The organism is Streptomyces sp. NBRC 110028, from assembly GCF_001417735.1.
In the GTDB taxonomy this organism is placed as follows: Bacteria; Actinomycetota; Actinomycetes; order Streptomycetales; family Streptomycetaceae; genus Streptomyces.
This window is the reverse complement of the sequence record NZ_BBUZ01000023.1, coordinates 277,931-302,028: the sequence shown is the minus strand read 5'-3', so window position 1 is coordinate 302,028 and position 24,098 is coordinate 277,931. Positions and strand designations below refer to the sequence as shown.

Below are 24,098 nucleotides of genomic sequence, written 5' to 3'. Positions count from 1 at the left end.
CGTTCCCCGGGCCCCGCACAACTCGATTGCCGGTTGGAGAGGGGGAATGTTTGTTGGATCCGGTAGTGTTAACCTCAAGTCTGCACTTGAAGCCTCTTGGATGTAAGCGGAGGCTCAGTGCTCAGTGTCCCCATCCGGGACCACCCTTCTTCCGGGAGCCTCCCACACTGCCTGAGCAGCCTGCCTGAGCAGTGTCGTGCACGCACCGGAATCGGCGTGGCGGATTCGAGTGAACCCTCCGTCGCGCCGGAACCATGAATGTTCTCTCCGCCGTACCGGCGGACCACCGCCCCGGCCCGGTCCGTAACGGAAGGACCACAGCCGGACAGCACAACCGGTCGCCGAGCCAGACAGGCCGACGCCCGCTCCAGGGAAGGACCCTTCGTGAGCGACACCACCGATCTGATGGGCGTGAACGCCTCCGGCACCTCCGACAGCGGTGTCGGCAATGCCGCCGCGCCCGCCACGGACGCTTCCGCGCCTGCCACCGGTGCTGCCACTGGCACTGCCCCGCGGCGGCGCCGCTCGGGCACCGGCCTTGACGCCATGGTCTTGGCGGAGCTGCAGCAGCTCGCCTCGGGCCTGGGCATCAAGGGCACCGCGCGGATGCGCAAGAGCCAGCTGATCGAGGTCATCAAGGAGAAGCAGGCCGCATCCGGCGGCGGAGCCCAGGGCTCCGAGGCCGCCCCGTCCGCCGCCGAGGGGGTGACCAAGCCGAAGCGCCGTGCGACCTCCAAGGCCCGTACGGGCGACGACAGCGCGGACGCGGGTAAGCAGGAGAAGGCCGCCAAGGCCGAGAAGGCCGACCAGGCCGCGGATGCCGAGAAGTCGGGCAAGGGCGGCAAGGCGGACAAGGCCGCGGCGCAAGCGCAGATCGACATCCCGGGCCAGTCCGGGGAGCCGGCCGCCGACGAGCAGCCGGCCGGTGAGCGCCGTCGCCGCCGGGCGACCGCGCCCGCCACCGCCACCGCCGAGGCGGGGGGCACGGCCACCGCGGTCGACACCCGCACGGAGCCCCGGACCGACACCTCGGCCCGCTCCGAGGCCAAGGGCGACGTGGCGGCGGATTCCGCCGACGGCAAGGGCGCCAAGGGCGGCGACCGTCAGGAGCGCGGCCAGAAGGGCGACCGCCGTGAGCGCGGCGGCCAGCGCGACCGCGGCCGCGGCGGCAAGGGCGACGACGGCCAGCAGAGCGGTGGCGGCCGTCAGCAGCGCGACGGGCGCGGCCAGGGCCAGCAGCGCCCCGACGACGGGGAGGACGACTTCGAGGGCGGGCGCCGCGGGCGCCGCGGCCGCTACCGCGACCGCCGTGGCCGCCGGGGCCGTGACGACTTCGGCAACGAGCCGCAGGTCTCCGAGGACGACGTCCTGATCCCGGTCGCGGGCATCCTCGACATCCTCGACAACTACGCGTTCATCCGTACCTCCGGCTACCTGCCGGGCCCGAACGACGTGTACGTCTCGCTCGCCCAGGTCCGCAAGAACGGTCTGCGCAAGGGCGACCACGTCACCGGCGCGGTCCGCCAGCCGCGCGAGGGCGAGCGCCGCGAGAAGTTCAACGCGCTGGTGCGCCTCGACTCGGTCAACGGCATGGCGCCCGAAACCGGCCGTGGGCGGCCCGAGTTCGGCAAGCTGACGCCGCTTTACCCGCAGGACCGGCTGCGGCTGGAGACCGAGGCCGGCGGCCTGACGACCCGGATCATCGACCTGGTCGCGCCGATCGGCAAGGGCCAGCGCGGTCTGATCGTGGCCCCGCCGAAGACCGGTAAGACCATGATCATGCAGGCGATCGCCAACGCGATCACCCGCAACAGCCCCGAGTGCCATCTGATGGTCGTCCTCGTCGACGAGCGGCCGGAAGAGGTCACCGACATGCAGCGCTCGGTCAAGGGCGAGGTCATCTCCTCGACCTTCGACCGTCCCGCCGAGGACCACACCACCGTCGCCGAGCTGGCGATCGAGCGGGCCAAGCGGCTGGTGGAGCTGGGCCACGACGTGGTCGTGCTGCTGGACTCCATCACCCGTCTGGGCCGCGCGTACAACCTGGCGGCGCCCGCCTCCGGCCGCATCCTGTCCGGTGGTGTCGACTCGACCGCGCTGTACCCGCCGAAGAAGTTCTTCGGCGCCGCGCGGAACATCGAGGACGGCGGCTCGCTGACCATCCTGGCCACCGCGCTGGTCGAGACCGGCTCGCGCATGGACGAGGTGATCTTCGAGGAGTTCAAGGGCACCGGCAACATGGAGCTCAAGCTCGACCGGAAGCTCGCCGACAAGCGCATCTTCCCGGCGGTCGACGTCGACCCGTCGAGCACCCGTAAGGAAGAGATCCTGCTGGCGCCGGAGGAGCTGAACATCGTCTGGAAGCTGCGCCGGGTGCTGCACGCGCTCGACTCGCAGCAGGCGATCGAGCTGCTGCTCGACAAGATGAAGCAGACGAAGTCGAACGCCGAGTTCCTGATGCAGATCGCCAAGACCACGCCCACCCCGGGCAACAACGGCGACTGACCGCTCACGGATCTCCCAGGAGCTGATCACGCTCCGTCATCCGAGGCCTTCCCGCAGCGCGGGGAGGCCTCGGTTTTTTGTGAGAGGTGAACCACATCAAAAGGGACAGTCACGGAACGGTCTCGATGCCCTTATCACCTGCGAAAGCGCAGGTGAGAGCGGTAAGGCGGACGAAGGGGACGAAGGGCGCCCCGGTCGGCCCAGAGGAAAACGAGCAGAACTCTATATGCAACCCTGGCGCTCGGCCTGTCATCTGTCAGGTCGAATCCGCGACGCCACGCCTGACCGTGACGGCAGGGGGTACCCGGGATACGAGGACTGAGGAGCACATGGCCGACGACCAGCAGAGCACGCCGGTGAACCCGGGCCGCCACCGATCCCGCGGAGGCGCCTCCAGCCGCCCCTCCGGCCGCCGCCGAAGGCGGCCCAGTGCCCGCCGCAGGGCCACGCACGTCACCGTCCTGTCGGTCGCCTCCGTCCTGGTCCTCGGTGGCGCCGGGGCCGGATACCTCTACTACAAGCTCAACGGCAACCTCACCGGCGTCGACGTCAACGCCGCCCTGGGATCCGACCGCCCCAAGAACGTCGACAACGGCTCCATGGACATCCTCGTCCTCGGCTCCGACTCCCGGGCCGGGAAGAACGCCAAGTACGGCACGGACGAGGGCACCTCGCGCTCCGACACCGCGATGATCGTCCACGTCTACAAGGGCCGTAAGAAGGCCAGCGTGATCAGCGTCCCGCGCGACACGCTCGTCCACCGCCCCTCGTGCGTCAAGGACGGCAAGGAGACCCCCGCCGTCCAGGCGGCGATGTTCAACAGCGCCTACGAGGCGGGCGGCCCGGCCTGCACCATCAAGACCGTCGAGGCCATGAGCGGCATACGCATGGACCACTTCCTCGAGGTCGACTTCTCCGGCTTCCAGCAGCTGATCGACGACCTCGGCGGCGTCGACATCACCACCACCCAGCCGATCCACGACCCCAAGAGCCACCTCGACCTGGCCGCGGGTCCGCACACCCTCAACGGCGAGCAGTCGCTGGGCCTGGTGCGGACCCGGCACGGCGTCGGCGACGGCAGCGACCTCGGCCGGATCAAGCTCCAGCAGGCGTTCGTCAAGGCGCTCCTGGACCAGATCAAGCACGTCGACCTCTTCGGCAACCCGAAGAAGCTGTACGACCTGGCGAACACCTCCACCAAGGCGCTCACCACCGACTCGGAGCTGGCCTCGGTCAACAAGCTGTCGGGCTTCGCCAAGAGCCTCCAGGGCATCGGCTCGGGCAACATGAAGATGACGACGCTGCCCGTCCAGTACGACCCGAACGACCCGGCCCGGGTGCTGCCCATGGAGTCGAAGACCAAGCTGATCTGGAAGGCGCTGCGCGCGGACCGGCCCATCCCGGCGGCCGCCACCAAGGGGTCCGCGGGCGACGCGAACGACGCCGGCAAGGTGGTCAAGTAGGACCCCGCGGCGGATGTCGGACGGGGCCGGGAATATCCCGGTCCCACCCCCGGTTTTGGGGGATGCGGCCAGTGCTGGCAAACTGGATCGTCGGCCCCGGTTCACGACGTGCAAACCCGCCCGTCGACCCGGAGCCCTCCCGAGGAACCAGGAGAATCCCTTGAAGCGCGACATCCACCCCGAGTACGTCGAGACCCAGGTCAGCTGCACCTGTGGCGCGTCCTTCACCACCCGCAGCACCATGAGCGGCGGCACCGTCCGTGCCGACATCTGCTCCGAGTGCCACCCGTTCTACACGGGCAAGCAGAAGATCCTCGACACCGGTGGCCGTGTGGCGCGGTTCGAGGCCCGCTTCGGCAAGAACGCCGGGTCCGCCAAGAAGTAGCGACCCGCACGGCGCCGGTCCTCGGTCGCCCCCGCGCAGGGGCGACCGGACCGGCGTTTTGCGTCGGCCGACCCGTCGCCCGGCCCGCCACGCGGCCCGTCGACCGGCCCGTCGGCCGTCATGTCCGTCCCGTACCCCCCCGCGTCCACGCAGACCCACTCAGGGAGCCCTCATGTTCGAGGCGGTCGAGGAACTGATCGGCGAACACGCCGACCTCGAAAAGCGGCTCGCCGACCCCGCGGTCCACGCCGACCAGCGCGAGGCGAAGCGGCTGAACAAGCGCTACGCCGAGCTGACGCCGATCATCGGCACCTACCGCGACTGGAAGCAGGCCGGGGACGACATCGAGACGGCCCGGGAGCTGGCCCAGGACGACCCGGACTTCGCCGACGAGGTCAAGGAGCTGGAGCTGCACCGCGCGGAGCTGACCGACCGCTTGCGGCTGCTGCTGGTCCCGCGCGACCCCAGCGACGACAAGGACGTCATCCTCGAGGTCAAGGCGGGCGAGGGCGGCGAGGAGTCCGCGCTGTTCGCCGGCGACCTGCTGCGGATGTATCTGCGGTACGCCGAGCGGATCGGCTGGAAGACCGAGATCATCGATGCCAACGAGTCCGACCTCGGCGGCTACAAGGACGTCCAGGTGGCCGTGAAGGCCAAGGGCACCGTCGAGCCCGGCCAGGGCGTGTGGGCCCGGCTGAAGTACGAGGGCGGGGTGCACCGGGTGCAGCGCGTGCCCGCGACCGAGTCCCAGGGCCGCATCCACACCTCCGCGGCCGGTGTGCTGGTCACACCCGAGGCCGAGGAGGTCGAGGTCGAGATCGGCCCCAACGACCTGCGGATCGACGTCTACCGTTCCTCGGGCCCCGGCGGCCAGTCGGTGAACACCACCGACTCCGCGGTGCGCATCACCCACCTGCCCACCGGCATCGTCGTCTCCTGCCAGAACGAGAAGAGCCAGCTCCAGAACAAGGAGCAGGCGCTGCGCATCCTGCGCTCGCGGCTGCTGGCCGCCGCCCAGGAGGAGGCCGAGCGGGAGGCGTCGGACGCGCGCCGCAGCCAGGTCCGCACCGTCGACCGCTCCGAGCGCATCCGTACGTACAACTTTCCGGAGAACCGCATTTCGGACCACCGGGTCGGTTTCAAGGCGTACAACCTGGATCAGGTGCTCGACGGAGAGCTGGCGCCCGTCATCCAGGCGTGCGTCGACGCCGACGCGGCGGCGAAGCTCGCCGCGGCCCAGTAGGACTTCCTCTTCGCAACTACGGACCGGCTGGAGGAAAATTCAGTGAATGTGCTGCTCGCCGAGGTGGCCCAGGCCACCCAGCGGCTGGCCGACGCGGGCGTGCCCTCCCCGCGCTTCGACGCGGAGGAGCTGGCCGCCTTCGTGCACGGCGTCAAGCGGGGGGAGCTGCACGGCGTCCCCGACGCCGACTTCGACGCCCGCTACTGGGAGGCGGTCGCCCGCCGCGAGGCCCGCGAACCCCTGCAGCACATCACCGGCCGGGCCTTCTTCCGCTACCTGGAGCTGCAGGTCGGCCCCGGCGTCTTCGTCCCCCGCCCGGAGACCGAGTCGGTCGTCGGCTGGGCCATAGACGCGGTCCGGGCCATGGACGTCGTCGAACCCCTCATCGTCGACCTGTGCACCGGCTCCGGAGCCATCGCCCTGGCCCTCGCCCAGGAGGTGCCCCGCTCCCGGGTGCACGCCGTCGAGCTGGACGAGGGCGCCCTGCAGTGGGCCCGCAAGAACGTCGAGGGGTCCCGCGTCGTTCTCCAGCGAGGAGACGCGTTGACGGCCCTGCCCGAGCTGGACGGGCAGGTGGACCTCGTCATCAGCAACCCCCCGTACATCCCGCTGACCGAGTGGGAGTACGTGGCGCCGGAGGCGCGCGACCACGACCCCCAGCTCGCGCTCTTCTCCGGTGAGGACGGCCTCGATGTGATCCGCGGCCTGGAGCGCACGGCCCACCGGCTGCTGCGCCCGGGCGGCGTGGTCGTCATCGAGCACGCAGACACCCAGGGCGGCCAGGTGCCGTGGATCTTCACGGAGGAGCGTGGCTGGGCGGACGCCGCCGACCACCCCGACCTGAACAAACGGCCTCGATTCGCCACCGCGCGGAAGGCCATGCCGTGACCGCGGCACCGCACCACACACTGGCCACGTACGAGGAGGACCGATAATGGCACGGCGATACGACTGCGGGGACGCGACCGACCGCAAGACCGGCCTGCGCGAGGCCGCGTCCGCCGTCCGCCGCGGCGAACTGGTCGTGCTGCCCACCGACACCGTCTACGGCATCGGTGCGGACGCCTTCAACGCGGAGGCGGTCGGCGATCTGCTGGAGGCCAAGGGCCGGGGCCGCAACATGCCCACCCCCGTCCTGGTCGGCTCCCCGAACACCCTGCACGGCCTGGTCACCGACTTCTCCGAGATGGCCTGGGAACTGGTCGACGCCTTCTGGCCCGGCGCGCTCACCCTCGTCACCCGGCACCAGCCGTCGCTGACCTGGGACCTGGGCGAGACCCGGGGCACGGTCGCGGTACGGATGCCGCTGCACCCGGTCGCGATCGAGCTGCTGACCGACTTCGGCCCGATGGCGGTCTCCAGCGCCAACCTCACTGGACACCCGTCCCCGCAGGACTGCGACGCCGCCCAGGACATGCTGGGCGACTCCGTCTCGGTCTACCTCGACGGCGGCCCGACCCCGGCGGCGGTGCCGTCCTCCATCGTCGACGTCACCGGCAAGGTCCCGGTGCTGCTGCGGGCGGGCGCGCTGACCGCCGAGCAGCTCCGTGAGGTCGTACCCGACCTCGAGGTGGCGAATTGACAGCCCCGGAGACGGGCCGTGGCATAGCGGAACACCGGGCGAAGCACCCCGAGACCTCGTTCCGCATCCTCCACGTCAGCACCGGCAACGTCTGCCGCTCGCCGATCACCGAGCGGCTGACCCGGCACGCCCTCACCCACCGGCTCGGCACCGCCCGCACCAGCGGGCTGATCGTGGAGAGCGCCGGCACCTGGGGCCATGAGGGCGCGCCGATGGAGGCGCACGCCGCCACCGTCCTGACCGACTTCGGCGCCGACCCGGACGGCTTCCTCGGCCGGGAGCTGCTGGACGAGCACGTCATCCGCGCCGACCTCGTGCTGACCGCGACCCGCGACCACCGGGCCCAGGTCATCTCGATGGGCCACTCGGCGGGGCTGCGCACCTTCACGCTCAAGGAGTTCACCCGGCTGGTACGGGCCATAGACCCCGCGACGCTGCCCGACCCGGAGGAGGCGGGCGGCGTGGTCGAGCGCGCCCGCTCCCTGGTCCAGGCTGCGGCCGCGCTGCGCGGCTGGCTGCTGGCGCCGAACGAGGAGGCGGACGAGGTGCACGACCCGTACGGGGCGCCCATCACCTTCTTCCGCTCCATCGGCGACGAGATCAACCAGGCGCTGGACCCGGTCGTCACCGCTCTGACGGGGGTCCCGGCCCCGGCGTAGCCCCCGGCTCCGGCCGAGGCTCCGGCCTTGGCTGTCGGTGGCGGCGCGCGCTGCTTCGGCCGCGGGCCTACATTGGGGGTGACGCCCGACGAATGTGAGCACGCGATGGCCGTCAGCGCGGTCCCCTGGGGGCCCGACTTCGGCGAGCTGGCCCGGCAGGACCCCGAGCTGGCCGGCATCATCATGGGCGAGCTGGAGCGCGTCCGGGGCGGTCTGCAGCTGATCGCCGCGGAGAACCACACCTCGCGGGCCGTGCTGGCCGTGCTGGCCTCACCGCTGGCCAACAAGTACGCCGAGGGCTATCCCGGGGCCCGTCACCACGGCGGCTGCGAGCAGGTCGACCTCGCCGAGCGGGTGGCCCAGGGCCGGGCGACGGCGCTGTTCGGCGCGAGCCACGCCAATGTGCAGCCGCATTCGGGCTCCTCCGCGGTGCTCGCCGCGTACGCCGCGCTGCTGCGGCCCGGTGACACGGTGCTGGCGATGGCGCTGCCGCACGGCGGCCACCTCACCCACGGCTCCCCGGCGAACTTCTCCGGCCGCTGGTTCCACTTCATCGGCTACGGCGTCGACCCGGCCACCGGGCTGATCGACTACGACCGGCTGCGCGAGCTGGCGCTCGCCCACCGCCCGAAGGCGATCGTGTGCGGTTCGATCTCCTACCCCCGTCATCCGGACTACGCCGCCTTCCGGGCCGTCGCCGACGAGGTGGGCGCGTATCTCGTCGCCGACGCCGCGCACCCGATCGGTCTGGTGGCCGGGAAGGCGGCGCCGAGCCCGGTGCCGTACGCGGACGTGGTGTGCGCCACCACGCACAAGGTGCTGCGCGGGCCGCGCGGCGGCATGCTGCTGTGCGGCGCGGACCTGGCCGAGCGGGTCGACCGGGCCGTGTTCCCCTTCACCCAGGGCGGCGCCCAGATGCACAGTGTGGCGGCCAAGGCGGTGGCGTTCGGTGAGGCCGCCACGCCCGCGTTCGCCGCGTACGCCCGGCAGGTCGTCGCCAACGCGCGCACCCTCGCCGACGGGCTGGCGGCGGAGGGGCTGACGGTGGCCACCGGAGGCACCGACACCCACATGATCACCGTCGATGTGTCCCCGCTGGGGCTCGACGGGCGTGACGCGAAGGCCCGGTGCGCGGCCGCCGGGATCATCCTGGACACCTGTGCGCTGGCCTCCGCCACCGCACCCGGCGGCTGCGTCCGGGGACTGCGGCTGGGCAGCGCCGCGGTCACGACGCAGGGCATGGGGGAGGGGGAGATGGAACGCATCGGCGCGCTGCTGACGATCGCCCTGCGCGAGGAGGAATCCGCGCCCGGGACGCGCGGGGTGCGCGCGGAAGTCAGGGAACTGGCCGCCGCTTTTCCGCCCTATGCTCAGTAATTTGCCTGCCCTTGCGTTGTCCTGATGTCCGGTAATATTTTGAGGGCATGGCGAATCAAGTCGAGTCCTCATCGGAAATCCTGTCGTACGTGCGCGAGGTATCGCTGCGGGAAGACGACATTCTGCGTGACCTCCGGGAACTCACCGGTGAACTGCCCATGGGGCAGGCCATGCAGGTCATGGCCGAAGAGGGCCAGTTCCTGGCCTTTCTGGTCGGCCTGATCGAGGCCCGTAACGTACTGGAGATCGGGACGTTCACCGGTTACAGCACCCTGTGCATGGCCCGCGCGATCCCGTCGGACGGACGCCTGGTCACCTGCGATATCACCAGCAAATGGCCCGACATCGCCGCCGAGTACTGGACCAAAGCGGATGTCGCGGACCGTATTGACGTCCGTATCGGCGACGCCGGTGAAACGCTTTCCGGACTGCTCGCCGAAGTCGGGGCGGGCGCATTCGATTTCGTGTTCATCGACGCCGACAAGACGAACTACCGCCGTTATTACGAGGCGGCTCTCGACCTCGTGCGGCCCGGCGGGCTCATCGCCGTGGACAACACCCTCTTCTTCGGCCGGGTGATCGACCCCGCCGCACAGGACGCCGACACCGTCGCCATTCGCGAACTGAACGCCTCCCTGCGCGACGACCACCGGGTGGAGCTCTCGCTCCTTCCGGTGGCCGACGGCATCACCCTGCTGCGCAAGCTCTGAAGCCGAGCGCCTCGTTCAGGCCCTTGCCGCCGCATGGTCCGCGGCGAGGGCCGGAGCGGTGAGCGTCAGGGTGGGGTGCGGCTCCCGCCGCTCGGGCACCAGGTGCAGCCGCTCGATCTCCGGCGCGCCCGGCTCGGGCAGCCCGGCGCCACAGGCACACGGGTCGGCGGTGAAGCCGGCGAACCGGTAGGCGATCTCCATCATGCGGTTGCGGTCCGTGCGCCGGAAGTCCGCCACCAGATGCGTGCCGGCCTGGGCCGCCTCGTCGATCAGCCAGTTGAGGATCGCCGCGCCCGCTCCGAACGAGACCACCCGGCAGGACGTGGCCAGCAGCTTGAGGTTCCAGACATCGGGCCGGGTCTCGAGCAGCATCACACCGACCGCGCCGTGCGGGCCGAATCGGTCCGCCATGGTGGTCACCAGGACCTCATGGCCGGGGTCGGCCAGCAGTCCGCGCAGCGTCGCGTCGGAGTAGTGCACCCCGGTCGCGTTCATCTGGCTGGTGCGCAGGGTGAGTTCTTCGACGCGGGAGAGCTGTTCCCCGGTCGCCCGCCCGATGGTCATCTCCAGCTTCAGGGACCGCAGGAATTCCTCGTCCGGACCGCTGAAGGCGGCCTGTTCGGCTTCCCGCTGGAATCCCGCCTGATACATCTGGCGGCGCCGCCGGGAATCGACGGTCACCGTCTCGGGGCTGAATTCCGGCAGGCCCGCCAGGGTGAGCAGCTGGTCCGCCTCGTAACACCGGACATCCGGCAGATGGAAGGTGACCTCGGCGCGCTCGGCGGGCTGGTCGTCGATGAACGCGATGGCGCTGTGCGCGAACTTAAGCCGTTCGGCGATCGTGCGCACCGCGTTCGACTTGGGTCCCCAGCCGATCTGGGGCAGGACGAAGTATTCGGCGATTCCGAGCGCTTCGAGCTTGGCCCAGGCGAGATCGTAGTCGTTCTTGCTGGAGACGGACTGCAGAATGCCACGGGAATCGAGTGTGACGATCAGCTCCCGCACCGCGTCCGGCAGCGTCACGGAATCGTCCTCCAGCAGGGTGCCCTGCCAGAGCGTGTTGTCCAGATCCCAGACCAAGCACTTCACCGTGGCCGGTTTTTCAGACACGGATCATTCCCCCTGTTTCGTCATTCCGCCGTGGAAACGGCGTGCTGTGCCAGGATCAACTGGCAGATCTCGTTGCTGCCCTCGATGATTTCCATCAGCTTCGCGTCCCGGTACGCGCGCGCCACCACATGGCCGTCCCGGGCCCCCGCCGACGCCATCACCTGGACCGCCGCGGCGGCCCCCGTGGCGGCGTGACCGGCGCTGACGTGTTTCGCGAGCACGGTGGAGATGACCATGTCGGGAGAGCCCGCGTCCCAGCACTCGCTGGCGTGCTCGCACGCCCGGGACGCGGTCTGCTCGGCGACGAACAGTTCGGCCAGATGGCGCCCGACCAGCTGGTGTTCGCTGAGCGGCCTGCCGGACTGCTTGCGGGTGGCGGCGTGCTTGGCCGCGGTGTTGCGGCATGCGCGCAGGATGCCCACGCACCCCCAGGCCACCGAGATGCGGCCGTAGGCGAGCGCGGTGGTGACCAGCAGCGGAAGCGGTGCGCCGGGGCTGCCGAGCACACTGGTGGCGGGCAGCCGCACCGAGTCGAACCGGAGGTTGGCGTGGCCCGCGGCCCGGCATCCCATCGGGTCGGCGACCCGCTCCACCGTCACACCGGGCGCCGAGGCGGGCACCACCACAGCGGCCGCGCCGCCCTCGCACTGACCGAAGACGACCAGCAGGTCCGCGTAGGACGCGCCCGTCACCCACACCTTGTGGCCGTCGAGGACGACCGAGTCACCGTCGAGGGTGATGGTGGTGCTCATCGTCGACAGATCGGAACCGGCGTCGGTCTCGCTGAACCCCACCGCCGCCAGCCGGCCGCTGACCAGCTCGGGCAGCAGCTCGGCGGACTGGTCCGGGTCGGCCAGCCGTTGAATGGTCCAGGCGGCCATGCCCTGGGAGGTCATCACGCTGCGCAGCGAGCTGCACCGGCTGCCCACGTGGGCGGTGAGTTCCCCGTTGGCCCGGCTGCTGAGGCCCCGCCCGCCGTGGGCCGTGGCCACTTCGGCGCACAGCCATCCCTGGGCGCCGAGCGTGCTGAGCAGGTGGCGGGGTATCTGCCCGTCGAGGTCCCAGTGCTCGGGCTGGTCGCCGATCAGCTCGTCGAGGGCCTTCAGCTCGTCGGCGAGCCCGCCGGCGAGCGGGTCGGCACGCCGCTCAGGCACCGCCGACCGCCGCCGACGCGTCACGGAGCCGGAGCACCAGTTCGGTCATCTGCGCGACGGTCCGGAAGTTGTCCAGCTTCAGGTCTGCGCCGACGATCGCGACCTGGTAGTTCTGCTCCAGGTGCACGACCAGTTCCATGGCGAACATCGAGGACACCAGTCCGGAGGCGAAGAGGTCCTGGGTCGGCGGCACCGAGGTCTTGGTGCGCTCCTCCAGGAAGCCCAGCAGCTCCTGCTCGATGGATGCGGCGGTCACTGGGGCGGTGGTGGGCTGGTCGGTCATCAGGACTTCGCCTTTCCGTAGGAGTAGAAGCCGCGGCCGGACTTACGGCCGAGGTCGCCGTCGCGCACCTTCGCCAGCAGCAGATCGCAGGGTTTGCACGCCTCGTCGCCGGTGCGTTCGTACAGCACGGCGAGGGAGTCGGCCAGGTTGTCCAGGCCGATCAGGTCGGCGGTGCGCAGCGGGCCGGTGGGGTGTCCGAGGCACCCCTCCATCAGCTCGTCCACGGCCTCGACCGTGGCGGTGCCCTCGCCGACGACGCGCGCCGCGGCGTTGATCATCGGGTGGAGCAGCCTGCTGGTCACGAAGCCCGGGGCGTCCCGGACCAGGACGGCTCGCCGGTCCATGGCGCCCAGCAGCGCGACGACCGCGTCCACGGCGGCGTCGCCGGTGCGCGGGCCCCGGCTCACCTCCACCATCTTGATCAGGTACGACGGGTTCATGAAGTGCGTGCCGAGCAGTTCCTCCGGCCGGGCGACCGCGTCGGCCGCCCGAGGAGGACACCGAGCGGCCGGCCTCCGTCGGCCTGCCGCTGCCCGGCACCCGGGTGCTGGTCCTGGACCCCGAGGGCCGCCCGGTGCCCACCGGCGAGGTCGGCGAGATCGTCGCGGCCGGCCCCCACGTCATGGGCGGCTACTGGCGCAACCCCGAGGTCACCGCGCGCACCTTCCGCCCCGACCCGGAGACCGGCGAACCCCGTCTGCACACCGGCGACTACGGAAGCCTCGACGCGGACGGCTATCTGTACTTCGAGGGCCGCCGCGACGACATGTTCAAGCGCAAGGGCTTCCGGATGAGCACGCTGGAGATCGAAAGCGCCGCGATGGACATCCCCGGCGTCCGCGCCGCGGCCGCGCTGCCCCCGAACGACCGGCACGACCTGGCGCTGTTCGTCGAGGGCGACCTCGACGCGCAGACCGTCACCGACGAGCTGATGCTGCGCCTGGACCACACCCGCATCCCGGCCGTCTGCCGGGTGCTCGCCGAGTTCCCCTTCACCCTGCACGGCAAGAACGCCCGCCAGGAACTGGAGGCCCTGCTGGAAAAGGACGAGACGTGAGCCGGTACGAGACGCTGGAAGACCTCGCCGGGCGCTACGGCACCCCGCTGTACGTCTACGACCTGGACCGGATCGACGCCGCCCGGCGGGATCTGTTCGGCTGGCTGCCCGAGGGCGTCGACGTCTACTACGCCTTCAAGGCCAACCCGCACGTCGACCTGGTGCGCGCCCTGCGCGAGGGCGACGGCCCCGCCTGCAAGGCCGAGATCAGCTCCACCGGTGAGCTGGCCGCCGCCCTGGCGGGCGGATATCCGCCCGCCGACATCCTCTACACCGGGCCCGGCAAGACCCCCGGGGAGCTGCGCGAGGCCATCGCCCGCGGGGTGCGGACGTTCTCCGCCGAATCCTCGGGCGACCTGGAGCACATCGGGGCGGCCGCCCGCGCCCACGGAGTGGTCGCCGACTGCCTGCTGCGTATCAACAGCGCCACCGCGAGCGCCAGCACCGGCATCCGCATGACCGGCAAGCCCACCCAGTTCGGCATCGACAGCGAGACGGTGGCCGGACTGGCACCGCGCCTGCGCTCCGTGCCCGGCACGTCCATAGCCGGTCTGCACCTGTTCTCGCAGAGCAACGCCAAGGACGAGGACGCCCTGATCGAGGAGTTCCGGCACACCATCGAGGTGGCCGCCCGGGCCGAGGCCGAACTGGGCGTGAGCGTGCGGCTGCTGGACATCGGGGGCGGCTTCGCCGCGCCGTACGGCCGCCACGGCGCCCGTGACGCCTACCCCAGGCTGCGCGGCGAGCTGGAGGCCGCGCTGGACCTGCGGTTCCCGCGCTGGCGGCAGGGGGAGCCGCGGATCGCCGTGGAGTCCGGCCGGTATCTGGTCGGGGACAGCGGCACCCTGCTGGCCTCGGTCAGCAACGTCAAGACCAGCCGGGACCGCCGCTTCGTCATCCTCGACGCCGGGATCAACACCTTCGGCGGCATGTCCGGGCTCGGCCGGATCCTGCCGGTGTCGGTACGCGTCGAGGGGGCCGGAGAGGTGACCGGCAAGGGCACCCTGGCCGGGCCGCTGTGCACCCCCGGTGACCTGCTGGCCCGCGAGGTCGAGCTGCCGGAGCTGGGGGAGGGTGACGTCGTCGCCATCCCCCACACCGGCGCCTACGGGCCCACCGCCAGCCTGCTGATGTTCCTCGGCCGCCCCGCGCCCGCCGAGGCCGTGGTCCGCGGCGGTCGGGTCCTGTCGGTCTCACGCATCGAGCACATCCGCTCCCCGCTGCCCCTGGAAGGCCGATGCGCGGGGCAGGGCCGATGAGCGGGGCGCCGGAGACGACCGGGGGCCGGGCGCCGGACCATGCGGCCCGGACCGTCGTCGTGACCTCGATGGCCTCGGACGCGCACACCTGGAACCTGGTGTTCCTGCAACTGCTGATCGAGGAGCTGGGCTACCGCGTGGTCAACCTCGGCCCCTGCGTCCCCGACGACGTCCTCACGGAGGAGTGCCGCGCGGTGCGGCCCGAGATGGTCGTGATCAGCAGCGTCAACGGCCACGGTCACCAGGACGGCCTGCGGGTCATCCGGCGGCTGCGCGCCGCCGGCCCGCTCGCCACCACCCCCGTGGTCATCGGCGGGAAGCTGGGCGTCACCGGGGGCGAGGACAGCGAACGGGCCGCCGAGCTGATGGCGGCGGGCTACGACGCGGTCTTCGACGACGGAGCCGACCCCGCCGCCGCCCTGCGCGGCTTCGTCCACGCCCTCCGGGCGGGCCCGCCCGCCCTCGCGGGCCGGGCCCCGGCCCGATGAGCGAGGGGTTCGGCGCGTTCGTGCGCGCCCACGGGGGAGACGGCCGCCTGGTGGTGCAGCCGCGCATGGGCTTCGGCGACCCGCGCCGGATGCGGGAGGGCCTGGCGGCCACCCGGGCCGCCGACGCGTTCACCGTGGGCACCATCACGCTCGACGCCCACACCCGGGTCGGCCACCTCCGGGCGGTCGAACGGGCGCTGCGCGACGGCCAGGACCTCAACGGCTACCCCATCGTCAGCCATGAGGAGCGCGTCACCCGCTGGGTCCTCTCGGCGGCGAGCGGCCCCGGCTTCCCGGTCCAGGTGCGGCACGGCTCCGCCGCCCCGGCCGACATCTTCCGGACGCTGACCCGGCTGGGGCTGGGCGCCAGCGAGGGCGGGCCGGTGTCGTACTGCCTGCCCTACGGACGCACCCCGCTGGCCGAGTCCGTACGGAACTGGCGGGAGAGCTGCGAGGTGTTCGCGGGGCTGCGCGAGCGCGGCGTGGAACCGCATCTGGAGACCTTCGGCGGCTGCATGCTGGGCCAGCTGTGCCCGCCCAGCCAGCTGATCGCCATCAGCGTGCTGGAGGCCCTGTTCTTCATCCGGCACGGGGTGCGCAGCGTGTCCGTGAGCTACGCCCAGCAGACCCACCCCGGGCAGGACCGGGAGGCGGTGGCGGCGCTGCGACGGCTGTGCGGCGAACTGCTGCCCACCGACGACTGGCACGTGGTGGTGTACGCGTACATGGGGCTGTACCCGACGACCGAGCACGGCGCCTACCGCCTGCTGGGGCAGGCGGCCGAACTGGCGGTGGCGAGCGGGGCCGAGCGGCTGATCGTCAAGACCGTGGCCGAATCCCGGCGCATCCCGACCATCGAGGAGAACGTGGCCGCGCTGGAGTACGCGGACCGGGCGGCCGCCCGCACCGGCCGGGCGCCCGACCCCGGGACCGACACCCAGACCTACCGCGAGGCCGCCGCCCTCACCGAGGCGGTGCTGAACCTCCACCCGGACATCGGGGAGGCCCTGCTGCGCGCCTTCCGCGCGGGCTACCTCGACATTCCGTACTGCCTGCACCCGGACAACCGGGGCGAGACCCGCGGTCGCATCGGCGATGACGGCAGGCTGCTGTGGGAGCGGACCGGGGCGCTGCCGATCGGGCGGATCGCCACCTCACAGCGGGCGCGCCCGGTCACCTCCGCCGGGTTGCTGGAGGATCTGTCGTACATGCGCAGAAGGTTCGACGAGGTGGCCGTGGAACACCGTGCGCCACTGCCGGTCCCCGGCACATCGGGAACCGGAGCAGGCTAGGGTGAGGTCTCTTAGGGTGTGGCCCTGATCTGCCTCGCGACGTCTGGGGAATAGGTGCGTGAATACCTGCTGACTCTGTGCATCGTGGCCGCGGTGACGTATCTGCTCACCGGGCCGGTGCGGAAGTTCGCCATCGCCGCTGGTGCGATGCCGGAGATCCGGGCCCGCGATGTGCACCGTGAGCCCACTCCGCGGCTCGGAGGCATCGCCATGTTCGGCGGCCTGTGCGCGGGGTTGCTGGTGGCCGCTCACCTCACCAATCTCAAGGATGTCTTCGAAACGTCCAACGAGCCGCGCGCGCTGCTCTCCGGCGCCGGGCTCATCTGGCTGCTCGGTGTGCTGGACGACAAGTGGGGCGTGGACGCGCTCATCAAGCTGGGCGGCCAGATGATCGCCGCCGGTGTGATGGTGCTCCAGGGCCTGACCATCCTGTGGCTGCCGGTGCCCGGTGTGGGACCCGTCTCACTGACACCCTGGCAGGGCACGCTGCTGACGGTGGCTCTGGTCGTCATCACCATCAACGCGGTCAACTTCGTTGACGGGCTGGACGGTTTGGCGTCCGGCATGGTCTGCATCGCCGCCGCCGCGTTCTTCATGTACGCGTACCGGATCTGGTTCGGCTACGGGCTGGAGGCCGCCGCCCCCGCGACCCTGTTCGCCGCCGTCCTCATGGGCATGTGCCTGGGCTTCCTGCCGCACAACGCCCACCCCGCGCGGATCTTCATGGGCGACTCCGGCTCGATGCTCATCGGGCTGGTGCTCGCGGCGGGTGCGATCTCCATCACGGGTCAGGTGGACCCGGACGCGATGAAGCTGTTCGCAGGATCCGAGACGGCGGCGGTGCACGCCACCGTGCCGGTCTACATCCCGCTGCTGCTGCCGCTCACCGTCATCGCGGTGCCCTTCGCGGACCTGGTGCTCGCCATCGTCCGGCGCACCTGGCGCGGCCAGTCGCCGTTCGCGGCGGACCGCGGCCATCTGCACCACCGGCTGCTGGAGATCGGCCACTCGCACAGCCGGGCCGTGCTGATCATGTACTTCTGGTCGGCGCTGATCGCCTTCGGCGCGGTCGCGTACTCGGTGAACTCGGCCGGTGTGTGGTTCGTGCTCGCGATCGTCGTGCTGAGCGCGGTGGGGCTGGTGCTGTTGCTGCTGCCGCGGTTCACCCCGCGGGTGCCGCGGTGGGCGGAGGCGTTCGTACCGCCCCGCTACCGCCGCCGGGCCGTCCCCGCGCGGACGGCCGGGACCGCGCCGGCGGCCCGGGCGGAAGAGCCCGGGGCGGCCGGGGCGCCCGGACCGGAGCAGCCGGAGCAGCCGGAGACGGCCGCGCCCGAGCCGCTGCCCGCCGGGCTCAACGGCGCCACGGCGATCGGCGACCGGTCCCGCTTCACTCATCGCAGGAAGATCGGAACCCCGCAGTAGCGGTGACGCAGTGCGTCAACACATGCGCACTGCGTCACCCGCATGTGTGATGTGCAGCACATCGGACAGGTAAAGACCTCATCAAATAGTTTGTGATACCGTTCACTAAACCCGGTGCTAGAGCCCAGGGACCGTAGTGCGACGGTCCTTCACCGTGAGGTTCTTCCCTTACCCGGGGATACGCTCGTCCACGACGAATCGTTGCTTCCGACTCTTGCCGGAGAAACCCTTCATGCAGTCCAACGACGCCAGAACGCTGCTCAGTTGCGCCGTGCCCACCGCCGTGGTCGGGGTGGTCGCCGTTGCCGCCAGTTCTGTGCTCGCCGGTGGAAAGGGCGCGATCGGGGCCGCTTTCGGGACCGTTCTCGTGGCCGCGGTCATGACGATCGACCTGATCGTGCTCGTGCGCACCGCGAAGTATCTTCCGCAGTTGTTCCAGATGATGGGGCTCGCGCTCTACATGGTGCAGTTCCTGCTCATCGCGGTTGTGCTGGCCGTCTTCAAGGACACCACCCTCTTCAACACCCGGGCGTTCGCGTTCTCCCTGCTCGCTGCGACACTGACGTGGATCGCGGCGCAGACCCGTGCTCATATGAAGGCCAAGATTCTCTACGTGCAACCGGAAGCCGAGGACGAACGGAAGCCGGCGAGGGAGAAGGAAGCCTCCCCCGCCGGGTCCGCGTCGTGATCTGTAGGGCCGCTATAAAGACCCCTGCGCTCACCTGCTATCGTCCGGTTTCATCTGAGGCACAGCGGGCGCAGGCGGCTGAACCCCCGGATTCCACGGGACGGAATCGGCGGCCCATGCAGCTGCTGCCCGTGAGCCCATCGGTCTTGTGCCCACAAGCCGCCCCCACATTCGTAAGAACCAGTCCAGTGCCGTTCCGTGGCCATGCGCCGCGCCGACACATCGAGGTTGCCGTACCCATGCGCCACGCTGAAGGAGCTCGCGGTGAGTCCTGACCAGACGCTCGCCTTCGAGACCGATTGCCACATCTTCGACGGGTGCGGCTTCCCGGCCCCAGGGCTTCACTCGTTCACGTTCGAGCCGATCGCGACGATCGGCGGCTTCGAGTTCAACAAGCCGATGCTGCTGGCCCTACTGGGGACCGTCGTCGTGGTCGTGTTCTTCTGGGCCGCGTTCGGGAAGGCCAAGGTCGTCCCCGGCAAGCTCCAGATGATCGGCGAGGCGGGCTACGACTTCGTACGCCGCGGCGTCGTCTACGAGGCCCTGGGGAAGAAGGAGGGCGACAAGTACGTCCCCCTCATGGTCTCCCTGTTCTTCTTCATCTGGATCATGAACCTCTGGTCCGTGATCCCGCTGGCCCAGTTCCCTGTGACGTCGGTCATCGCCTTCCCGGCGGGACTCGCGGCGATCGTCTACATCCTGTGGGTCAGCCTCACCTTCAAGAAGCACGGCTTCGTCGGTGGCTGGAAGAACATCGCCGGCTACGACAAGTCGCTCGGCGGGGTCCTGCCGGTGGTCATGGCGCTGGAGCTGCTCTCCAACCTGATCATCCGGCCGTTCACCCACGCCGTCCGGCTCTTCGCCAACATGTTCGCGGGCCACGTGCTGCTGCTGATCTTCACGATCGCCAGCTGGTACCTGCTGAATGGCATCGGGATCGCCTATGCGAGCGTCTCGTTCGTCATGACCATCCTGCTGACCGCCTTCGAGCTGTTCATCCAGGCCCTTCAGGCCTACGTGTTCGTCCTGCTGGCGTGCAGCTACATCCAGGGTGCTCTCGCCGAGCACCACTGAGTACCACGTCAGCTCCCGTCCTTAAGGGTGTCCGGTGGCCAACCCCCACCGGTCCGTGAAAGAGAAGGAAGAAACGGCATGTCCGCTCTCGAGACGTCCCTCGCCGCTGTCCAGCTCAAGGGCAACCTCGGCTCGATCGGTTACGGTCTCGCCGCGATCGGCCCCGGTGTCGGCGTCGGCATCATCTTCGGTAACGGCACCCAGGCCATGGCCCGCCAGCCCGAGGCTGCCGGTCTGATCCGCGCCAACCAGATCCTCGGCTTCGTGCTCTGTGAGGCGCTGGCCCTGATCGGTCTGGTTATGCCGTTCGTCTACCCGACCAGCTGACGCTTCGGCCTAAGCCCAGCTGAATCCGACGAAAGGCAATGATGTGAACGCCCTGGTACACCTGGCGGAGGAGCAGGAGAACCCGCTCATCCCGCCGATCCCAGAGCTTGTCATCGGCCTGATCGCCTTCGCCATCGTTTTCATCTTCTTCGCCAAGAAGCTCCTCCCGAACATCAACCGTGTTCTGGACGAGCGCCGCGCGGCGATCGAGGGCGGAATGGAGAAGGCCGAGGCAACTCAGGCCGAGGCGCAGCAGGTCCTCGAGGACTACCGCGCCCAGCTCGCCGACGCCCGTCACGAGGCCGCCCGACTGCGCCAGGAGGCGCAGGAGCAGGGTGCCGCGCTCATCGCTGAGATGCGCGCGGAGGGACAGCGGCAGCGTGAGGAGATCATCGCGGCCGGTCACGCCCAGATCGAGGCCGAGCGCAAGCAGGCCGGTACGGCCCTGCGCCAGGACGTGGGCAAGCTCGCCACCGACCTGGCCGGCAAGATCGTCGGCGAGTCCCTCGAGGACGTCGCCCGGCAGAGCCGCACCATCGACCGCTTCCTCGACGACCTCGAGGCCAAGGCGGCCGACGGCTCGAAGGCCGAGGCTGGACGATGAACGGAGCGAGCAGGGAGGCACTGGCTGCCGCGCGCGAGCGCTTCGACGCGCTGATGGACAACACGTCCGTCGACGCGGGTGTCGCCGCCGACGAGCTGGCCGCCGTCACCGCGCTGCTCGACCGTGAGGTCTCGCTGCGCCGGGTCCTCACCGACCCGGCGCAGTCCGGCGAGGGCAAGGCCGAACTGGCCCGGCGCCTGCTGAGCGGACAGGTCGGCGGCGAGGTCCTGGACCTGGTCTCCGGCATGGTCCGCTCCCGCTGGTCGCGCTCGCGCGACCTGGCGGACGCGGTCGAGGAGCTGGCGAGCAGCGCCGACCTGGTGGCGGCCCAGCGGGCCGGTGCCCTGGACGACGTCGAGGACGAGCTGTTCCGGTTCGGCCGGATCATCTCCTCCTCGTCCGAGCTGCGGTCGGCGCTGGCCGACCGGCGCGCGAGCGGTACGGCCAAGGCCGGACTGGTGCGCGAGCTGCTGGGCGGCCGGGCCGACCGGGTCACCGAGCGGCTTGTCGTGCGTCTTGTGACCCAGCCGCGCGGACGTAGCCTGGAGGCGGGTCTCGACGAGCTGTCCAGGCTCGCCGCGGCGCGCCGGGACCGGATGGTCGCGGTCGTCACCTCGGCGGTTCCGCTCAGCGACCGGCAGAAGGAGCGCCTCGGCGCCGCCCTGGCGGCACTGTACGGACACCAGGTGCACCTCAATCTCGACGTGGACCCCGAGGTCCTCGGCGGGGTCGTCGTGCGCATCGGCGACGAGGTCATCAACGGGACCATCGCTGACCGCCTCGAAGAGGCGAGCCGGCGGATGGCCGGCTGATCCAGCCACCAACTCAACAAGCATGTAAGCGGCCCGAGTTGGGCCGTAGTCACTTACTTCGGGCCCAACAAGGAGAGCAGGGAACCCAGATGGCGGAGCTCACGATCCGGCCGGAGGAGATCCGGGACGCGCTGGAGAACTTTGTCCAGGCGTACAAGCCGGACGCGGCCTCGCGCGAGGAGGTCGGTACGGTCAGCGTTGCCGGCGACGGCATCGCGAGGGTCGAGGGTCTTCCCTCGGCCATGGCGAACGAACTGCTGAAGTTCGAGGACGGAACCCTCGGCCTCGCCCTCAACCTCGAGGAGCGCGAGATCGGTGCCGTTGTCCTCGGCGAGTTCAGCGGCATCGAGGAGGGCCAGCAGGTGCACCGCACCGGCGAGGTCCTTTCGGTAGCCGTCGGCGAGGGCTACCTCGGCCGCGTCGTCGACCCGCTGGGCAACCCGATCGACGGCCTCGGCGAGATCGAGACCGAGGGCCGCCGAGCCCTCGAACTGCAGGCCCCCACGGTGATGCAGCGCAAGTCGGTCCACGAGCCGATGGAGACCGGCTACAAGGCCGTCGACGCCATGACCCCGATCGGCCGCGGCCAGCGTCAGCTGGTCATCGGTGACCGGCAGACCGGCAAGACCGCGCTGTGCGTCGACACGATCATCAACCAGCGCGACAACTGGCGCTCCGGCGACCCGAAGAAGCAGGTCCGCTGCATCTACGTCGCCGTCGGCCAGAAGGGCTCCACCATCGCGTCCGTGCGCGGCGCGCTGGAGGAGGCCGGTGCCCTGGAGTACACGACGATCGTCGCCGCCCCGGCGTCCGACCCGGCGGGCTTCAAGTACCTGGCGCCCTACACCGGCTCGGCCATCGGTCAGCACTGGATGTACGAGGGCAAGCACGTCCTGATCGTCTTCGACGACCTGTCCAAGCAGGCCGACGCGTACCGCGCCGTGTCGCTGCTGCTGCGCCGCCCGCCGGGGCGTGAGGCCTACCCGGGTGACGTGTTCTACCTGCACTCCCGGCTGCTGGAGCGCTGCGCCAAGCTCTCCGACGAGATGGGCTCCGGCTCGATGACCGGTCTGCCGATCGTCGAGACCAAGGCGAACGACGTGTCGGCGTTCATTCCGACCAACGTCATCTCCATCACCGACGGTCAGTGCTTCCTCGAGTCCGACCTGTTCAACGCCAACCAGCGGCCGGCCCTCAACGTCGGTATCTCGGTCTCCCGAGTCGGTGGCTCCGCGCAGCACCGGGCCATGCGCCAGGTCTCCGGCCGCCTCCGCGTGGACCTCGCCCAGTACCGCGAGCTGGAGGCGTTCGCCGCCTTCGGTTCCGACTTGGACGCGGCCTCGAAGGCGTCGCTGGAGCGCGGTGCGCGCATGGTCGAGCTGCTGAAGCAGGGCCAGTACGCCCCGTACTCCACCGAGGACGAGATCGTCTCCATCTGGGCCGGCACCAACGGCAAGATGGACGACGTGCCGGTCGAGGACGTCCGCCGCTTCGAGCGTGAGCTGCTGGACCACCTCCACCGCGAGCACAAGGGACTGCTGACCAGCATCGTCGAGGGCGGCAAGATGTCCGACGACACGATCGCGGCACTGGGCGAGGCCGTCGACGGCTTCAAGAAGCAGTTCGAGACCTCGGACGGCAAGCTGCTGGGCGAGGGCTGAGTATGGGTGCCCAGGTCAAGGTCTACAAGAGGCGGATCAAGTCCGTCTCCGCGACCAAGAAGATCACCAAGGCGATGGAGATGATCGCCGCCTCGCGGGTCGTCAAGGCGCAGCGCCAGGTGGCCGCGTCGACCCCGTACGCCACCGAGCTGACCCGCGCGGTCGGCGCCGTGGCCAAGGGCTCCACCACCCAGCACGCGCTGACCACGGAGGCCGAGAACCCGACCCGTGCCGCGGTGCTGCTCATCACGAGCGACCGCGGGCTCGCGGGAGGCTACTCCTCCAACGTCATCAAGGCGGCCGAGCAGCTCACGCAGCGGCTCACCGGCGAGGGCAAGGAGGTCGACACCTACATCGTCGGCCGCAAGGGCGTCGCCTACTACTCCTTCCGTGAGCGCAAGGTCACGGAGTCGTGGACGGGCTTCACCGACAACCCGACCTACGCCGACGCCAAGAAGATCGCCGGACCGCTGATCGAGGCCGTGCTCCAGGAGACGGCCGACGGCGGCGTGGACGAGCTGCACATCGTGTTCACCGAGTTCGTCTCGATGCTGACGCAGACCCCGGTCCAGGACCGACTGCTGCCGCTCAGCCTCGAAGCGACATCAGCGGCTGGCGCCGCGGGGTCGGCGGAGGGGCAGGAGAAGAAGGGCGAGCTGCTGCCGCTCTTCGAGTTCGAGCCGTCGTCCGAGGACGTCCTCGACGCCCTGCTGCCGCGGTACGTCGAGGCTCGTATCTACAACGCCCTGCTCCAGGCCGCCGCCTCCAAGCACGCGGCCACCCGGCGGGCGATGAAGTCGGCGACCGACAATGCCGATGAGCTCATCAAGTCGCTCACGCGGCTTGCCAACGCGGCCCGCCAGGCCGACATCACCCAGGAAATCAGCGAGATCGTCGGTGGCGCGAGCGCTCTGGCCGACGCCTCTGCGGGGAGTGACTGACA

At 70.3% G+C, this 24,098-nt stretch carries 23 protein-coding genes and 2 pseudogenes; 21 read left to right on the top strand and 4 right to left on the bottom strand.

Features of this window, described 5'->3' with window-relative positions; all coding sequences use genetic code 11:
- Window positions 1-384 precede the first annotated feature (384 nt).
- The 9 genes from rho to ASC60_RS06470 all read left to right on the top strand — a co-directional run bounded on the left by rho (window position 385) and on the right by ASC60_RS06470 (window position 9,924).
- Window positions 385-2,505: a transcription termination factor Rho gene (rho, locus tag ASC60_RS06510; protein ID WP_055547734.1), complete on the top strand. Its 2,121-nt coding sequence runs from the start codon at window positions 385-387 to the stop codon at window positions 2,503-2,505.
- A 329-nt stretch (window positions 2,506-2,834) separates the two neighbouring features.
- Complete coding sequence (locus tag ASC60_RS06505) at window positions 2,835-3,968, top strand: LCP family protein (RefSeq protein ID WP_079038220.1); 1,134 nt, start codon at window positions 2,835-2,837, stop codon at window positions 3,966-3,968.
- A 160-nt stretch (window positions 3,969-4,128) separates the two neighbouring features.
- A complete protein-coding gene (rpmE, locus tag ASC60_RS06500) occupies window positions 4,129-4,353 on the top strand; it encodes a 50S ribosomal protein L31 (protein ID WP_055547732.1) in 225 nt (74 codons plus the stop codon).
- A 172-nt stretch (window positions 4,354-4,525) separates the two neighbouring features.
- Window positions 4,526-5,596: a peptide chain release factor 1 gene (gene prfA, locus ASC60_RS06495; RefSeq protein ID WP_055547730.1), complete on the top strand. Its 1,071-nt coding sequence runs from the start codon at window positions 4,526-4,528 to the stop codon at window positions 5,594-5,596.
- A 42-nt stretch (window positions 5,597-5,638) separates the two neighbouring features.
- Window positions 5,639-6,484 (top strand): peptide chain release factor N(5)-glutamine methyltransferase, encoded by an 846-nt coding sequence (gene prmC, locus ASC60_RS06490; RefSeq protein ID WP_055547728.1) that lies wholly within the window; start codon window positions 5,639-5,641, stop codon window positions 6,482-6,484.
- Window positions 6,485-6,530: 46 nt separating this feature from the next.
- On the top strand, window positions 6,531-7,178 hold the full coding sequence (locus tag ASC60_RS06485; RefSeq protein ID WP_055547725.1) for an L-threonylcarbamoyladenylate synthase: 648 nt from the start codon (window positions 6,531-6,533) through the stop codon (window positions 7,176-7,178).
- A complete protein-coding gene (locus tag ASC60_RS06480; protein WP_055547723.1) occupies window positions 7,175-7,837 on the top strand; it encodes a protein-tyrosine-phosphatase in 663 nt (220 codons plus the stop codon). Before ASC60_RS06485 ends, ASC60_RS06480 begins: the two co-directional genes overlap by 4 nt.
- Before the next feature lie 105 nt (window positions 7,838-7,942).
- Window positions 7,943-9,214: a serine hydroxymethyltransferase gene (glyA, locus tag ASC60_RS06475; protein ID WP_055547721.1), complete on the top strand. Its 1,272-nt coding sequence runs from the start codon at window positions 7,943-7,945 to the stop codon at window positions 9,212-9,214.
- Between the two features lie 47 nt (window positions 9,215-9,261).
- Entirely contained in the window at window positions 9,262-9,924 is a 663-nt protein-coding gene (locus ASC60_RS06470) for an O-methyltransferase (protein ID WP_055547719.1), read from the top strand.
- 15 nt (window positions 9,925-9,939) lie between these two features.
- On the opposite strand, the gene ASC60_RS06465 is transcribed toward ASC60_RS06470, so the two are convergent.
- From ASC60_RS06465 to ASC60_RS06450, 4 genes and pseudogenes are all read right to left on the bottom strand, one after another.
- A complete protein-coding gene (locus ASC60_RS06465; protein WP_055547717.1) occupies window positions 9,940-11,034 on the bottom strand; it encodes an HAD family hydrolase in 1,095 nt (364 codons plus the stop codon).
- Between the two features lie 20 nt (window positions 11,035-11,054).
- Entirely contained in the window at window positions 11,055-12,140 is a 1,086-nt protein-coding gene (locus tag ASC60_RS06460; RefSeq protein ID WP_055548705.1) for an acyl-CoA dehydrogenase family protein, read from the bottom strand.
- 40 nt (window positions 12,141-12,180) lie between these two features.
- Entirely contained in the window at window positions 12,181-12,471 is a 291-nt protein-coding gene (locus ASC60_RS06455) for an acyl carrier protein (protein ID WP_055547715.1), read from the bottom strand.
- Window positions 12,471-12,956: pseudogene (locus ASC60_RS06450) on the bottom strand (3-hydroxyacyl-CoA dehydrogenase family protein); the annotation flags it as partial. The gene ASC60_RS06455 and the pseudogene ASC60_RS06450, both read right to left, overlap by 1 nt.
- Between ASC60_RS06450 and ASC60_RS06445 the strand changes: the two are divergent.
- From ASC60_RS06445 to ASC60_RS06390, 12 genes and pseudogenes are all read left to right on the top strand, one after another.
- A pseudogene (locus ASC60_RS06445) lies at window positions 12,956-13,528 on the top strand (AMP-binding protein); the annotation flags it as partial. The pseudogenes ASC60_RS06450 and ASC60_RS06445 sit on opposite strands and share 1 nt — an antisense overlap.
- Window positions 13,525-14,787, top strand: coding sequence for a decarboxylase (locus tag ASC60_RS06440; protein WP_055547713.1), 1,263 nt, complete (start codon window positions 13,525-13,527; stop codon window positions 14,785-14,787). The pseudogene ASC60_RS06445 and the gene ASC60_RS06440, both read left to right, overlap by 4 nt.
- Complete coding sequence (locus ASC60_RS06435) at window positions 14,784-15,275, top strand: cobalamin B12-binding domain-containing protein (protein ID WP_055547711.1); 492 nt, start codon at window positions 14,784-14,786, stop codon at window positions 15,273-15,275. Before ASC60_RS06440 ends, ASC60_RS06435 begins: the two co-directional genes overlap by 4 nt.
- Entirely contained in the window at window positions 15,272-16,567 is a 1,296-nt protein-coding gene (locus ASC60_RS06430) for a methylaspartate mutase (RefSeq protein ID WP_055547709.1), read from the top strand. Before ASC60_RS06435 ends, ASC60_RS06430 begins: the two co-directional genes overlap by 4 nt.
- A gap of 54 nt (window positions 16,568-16,621) precedes the next feature.
- Entirely contained in the window at window positions 16,622-17,989 is a 1,368-nt protein-coding gene (locus ASC60_RS06425; protein ID WP_055547707.1) for an MraY family glycosyltransferase, read from the top strand.
- A gap of 232 nt (window positions 17,990-18,221) precedes the next feature.
- Window positions 18,222-18,677, top strand: coding sequence for a hypothetical protein (locus ASC60_RS06420; RefSeq protein WP_055547705.1), 456 nt, complete (start codon window positions 18,222-18,224; stop codon window positions 18,675-18,677).
- 264 nt (window positions 18,678-18,941) lie between these two features.
- The gene (atpB, locus tag ASC60_RS06415; RefSeq protein WP_055547703.1) at window positions 18,942-19,751 is read left to right on the top strand and encodes a F0F1 ATP synthase subunit A; all 810 of its coding nucleotides are present in this window, start codon (window positions 18,942-18,944) and stop codon (window positions 19,749-19,751) included.
- A 78-nt stretch (window positions 19,752-19,829) separates the two neighbouring features.
- Window positions 19,830-20,078, top strand: coding sequence for an ATP synthase F0 subunit C (gene atpE / locus ASC60_RS06410; protein WP_055547701.1), 249 nt, complete (start codon window positions 19,830-19,832; stop codon window positions 20,076-20,078).
- Window positions 20,079-20,121: 43 nt separating this feature from the next.
- A complete protein-coding gene (locus tag ASC60_RS06405) occupies window positions 20,122-20,682 on the top strand; it encodes a F0F1 ATP synthase subunit B (RefSeq protein ID WP_055547699.1) in 561 nt (186 codons plus the stop codon).
- Window positions 20,679-21,494 carry a F0F1 ATP synthase subunit delta gene (locus tag ASC60_RS06400; protein WP_055547697.1) on the top strand — a complete coding sequence of 272 codons (816 nt, stop codon included), beginning with the start codon at window positions 20,679-20,681 and terminating at the stop codon, window positions 21,492-21,494. Before ASC60_RS06405 ends, ASC60_RS06400 begins: the two co-directional genes overlap by 4 nt.
- Window positions 21,495-21,583: 89 nt before the next feature.
- Window positions 21,584-23,155, top strand: a complete 1,572-nt coding sequence (atpA, locus tag ASC60_RS06395; RefSeq protein ID WP_055547695.1) for a F0F1 ATP synthase subunit alpha — start codon at window positions 21,584-21,586, stop codon at window positions 23,153-23,155.
- 2 nt (window positions 23,156-23,157) lie between these two features.
- The gene (locus tag ASC60_RS06390; RefSeq protein ID WP_055547692.1) at window positions 23,158-24,096 is read left to right on the top strand and encodes a F0F1 ATP synthase subunit gamma; all 939 of its coding nucleotides are present in this window, start codon (window positions 23,158-23,160) and stop codon (window positions 24,094-24,096) included.
- The last annotated feature ends 2 nt before the right edge of the window (window positions 24,097-24,098 follow it).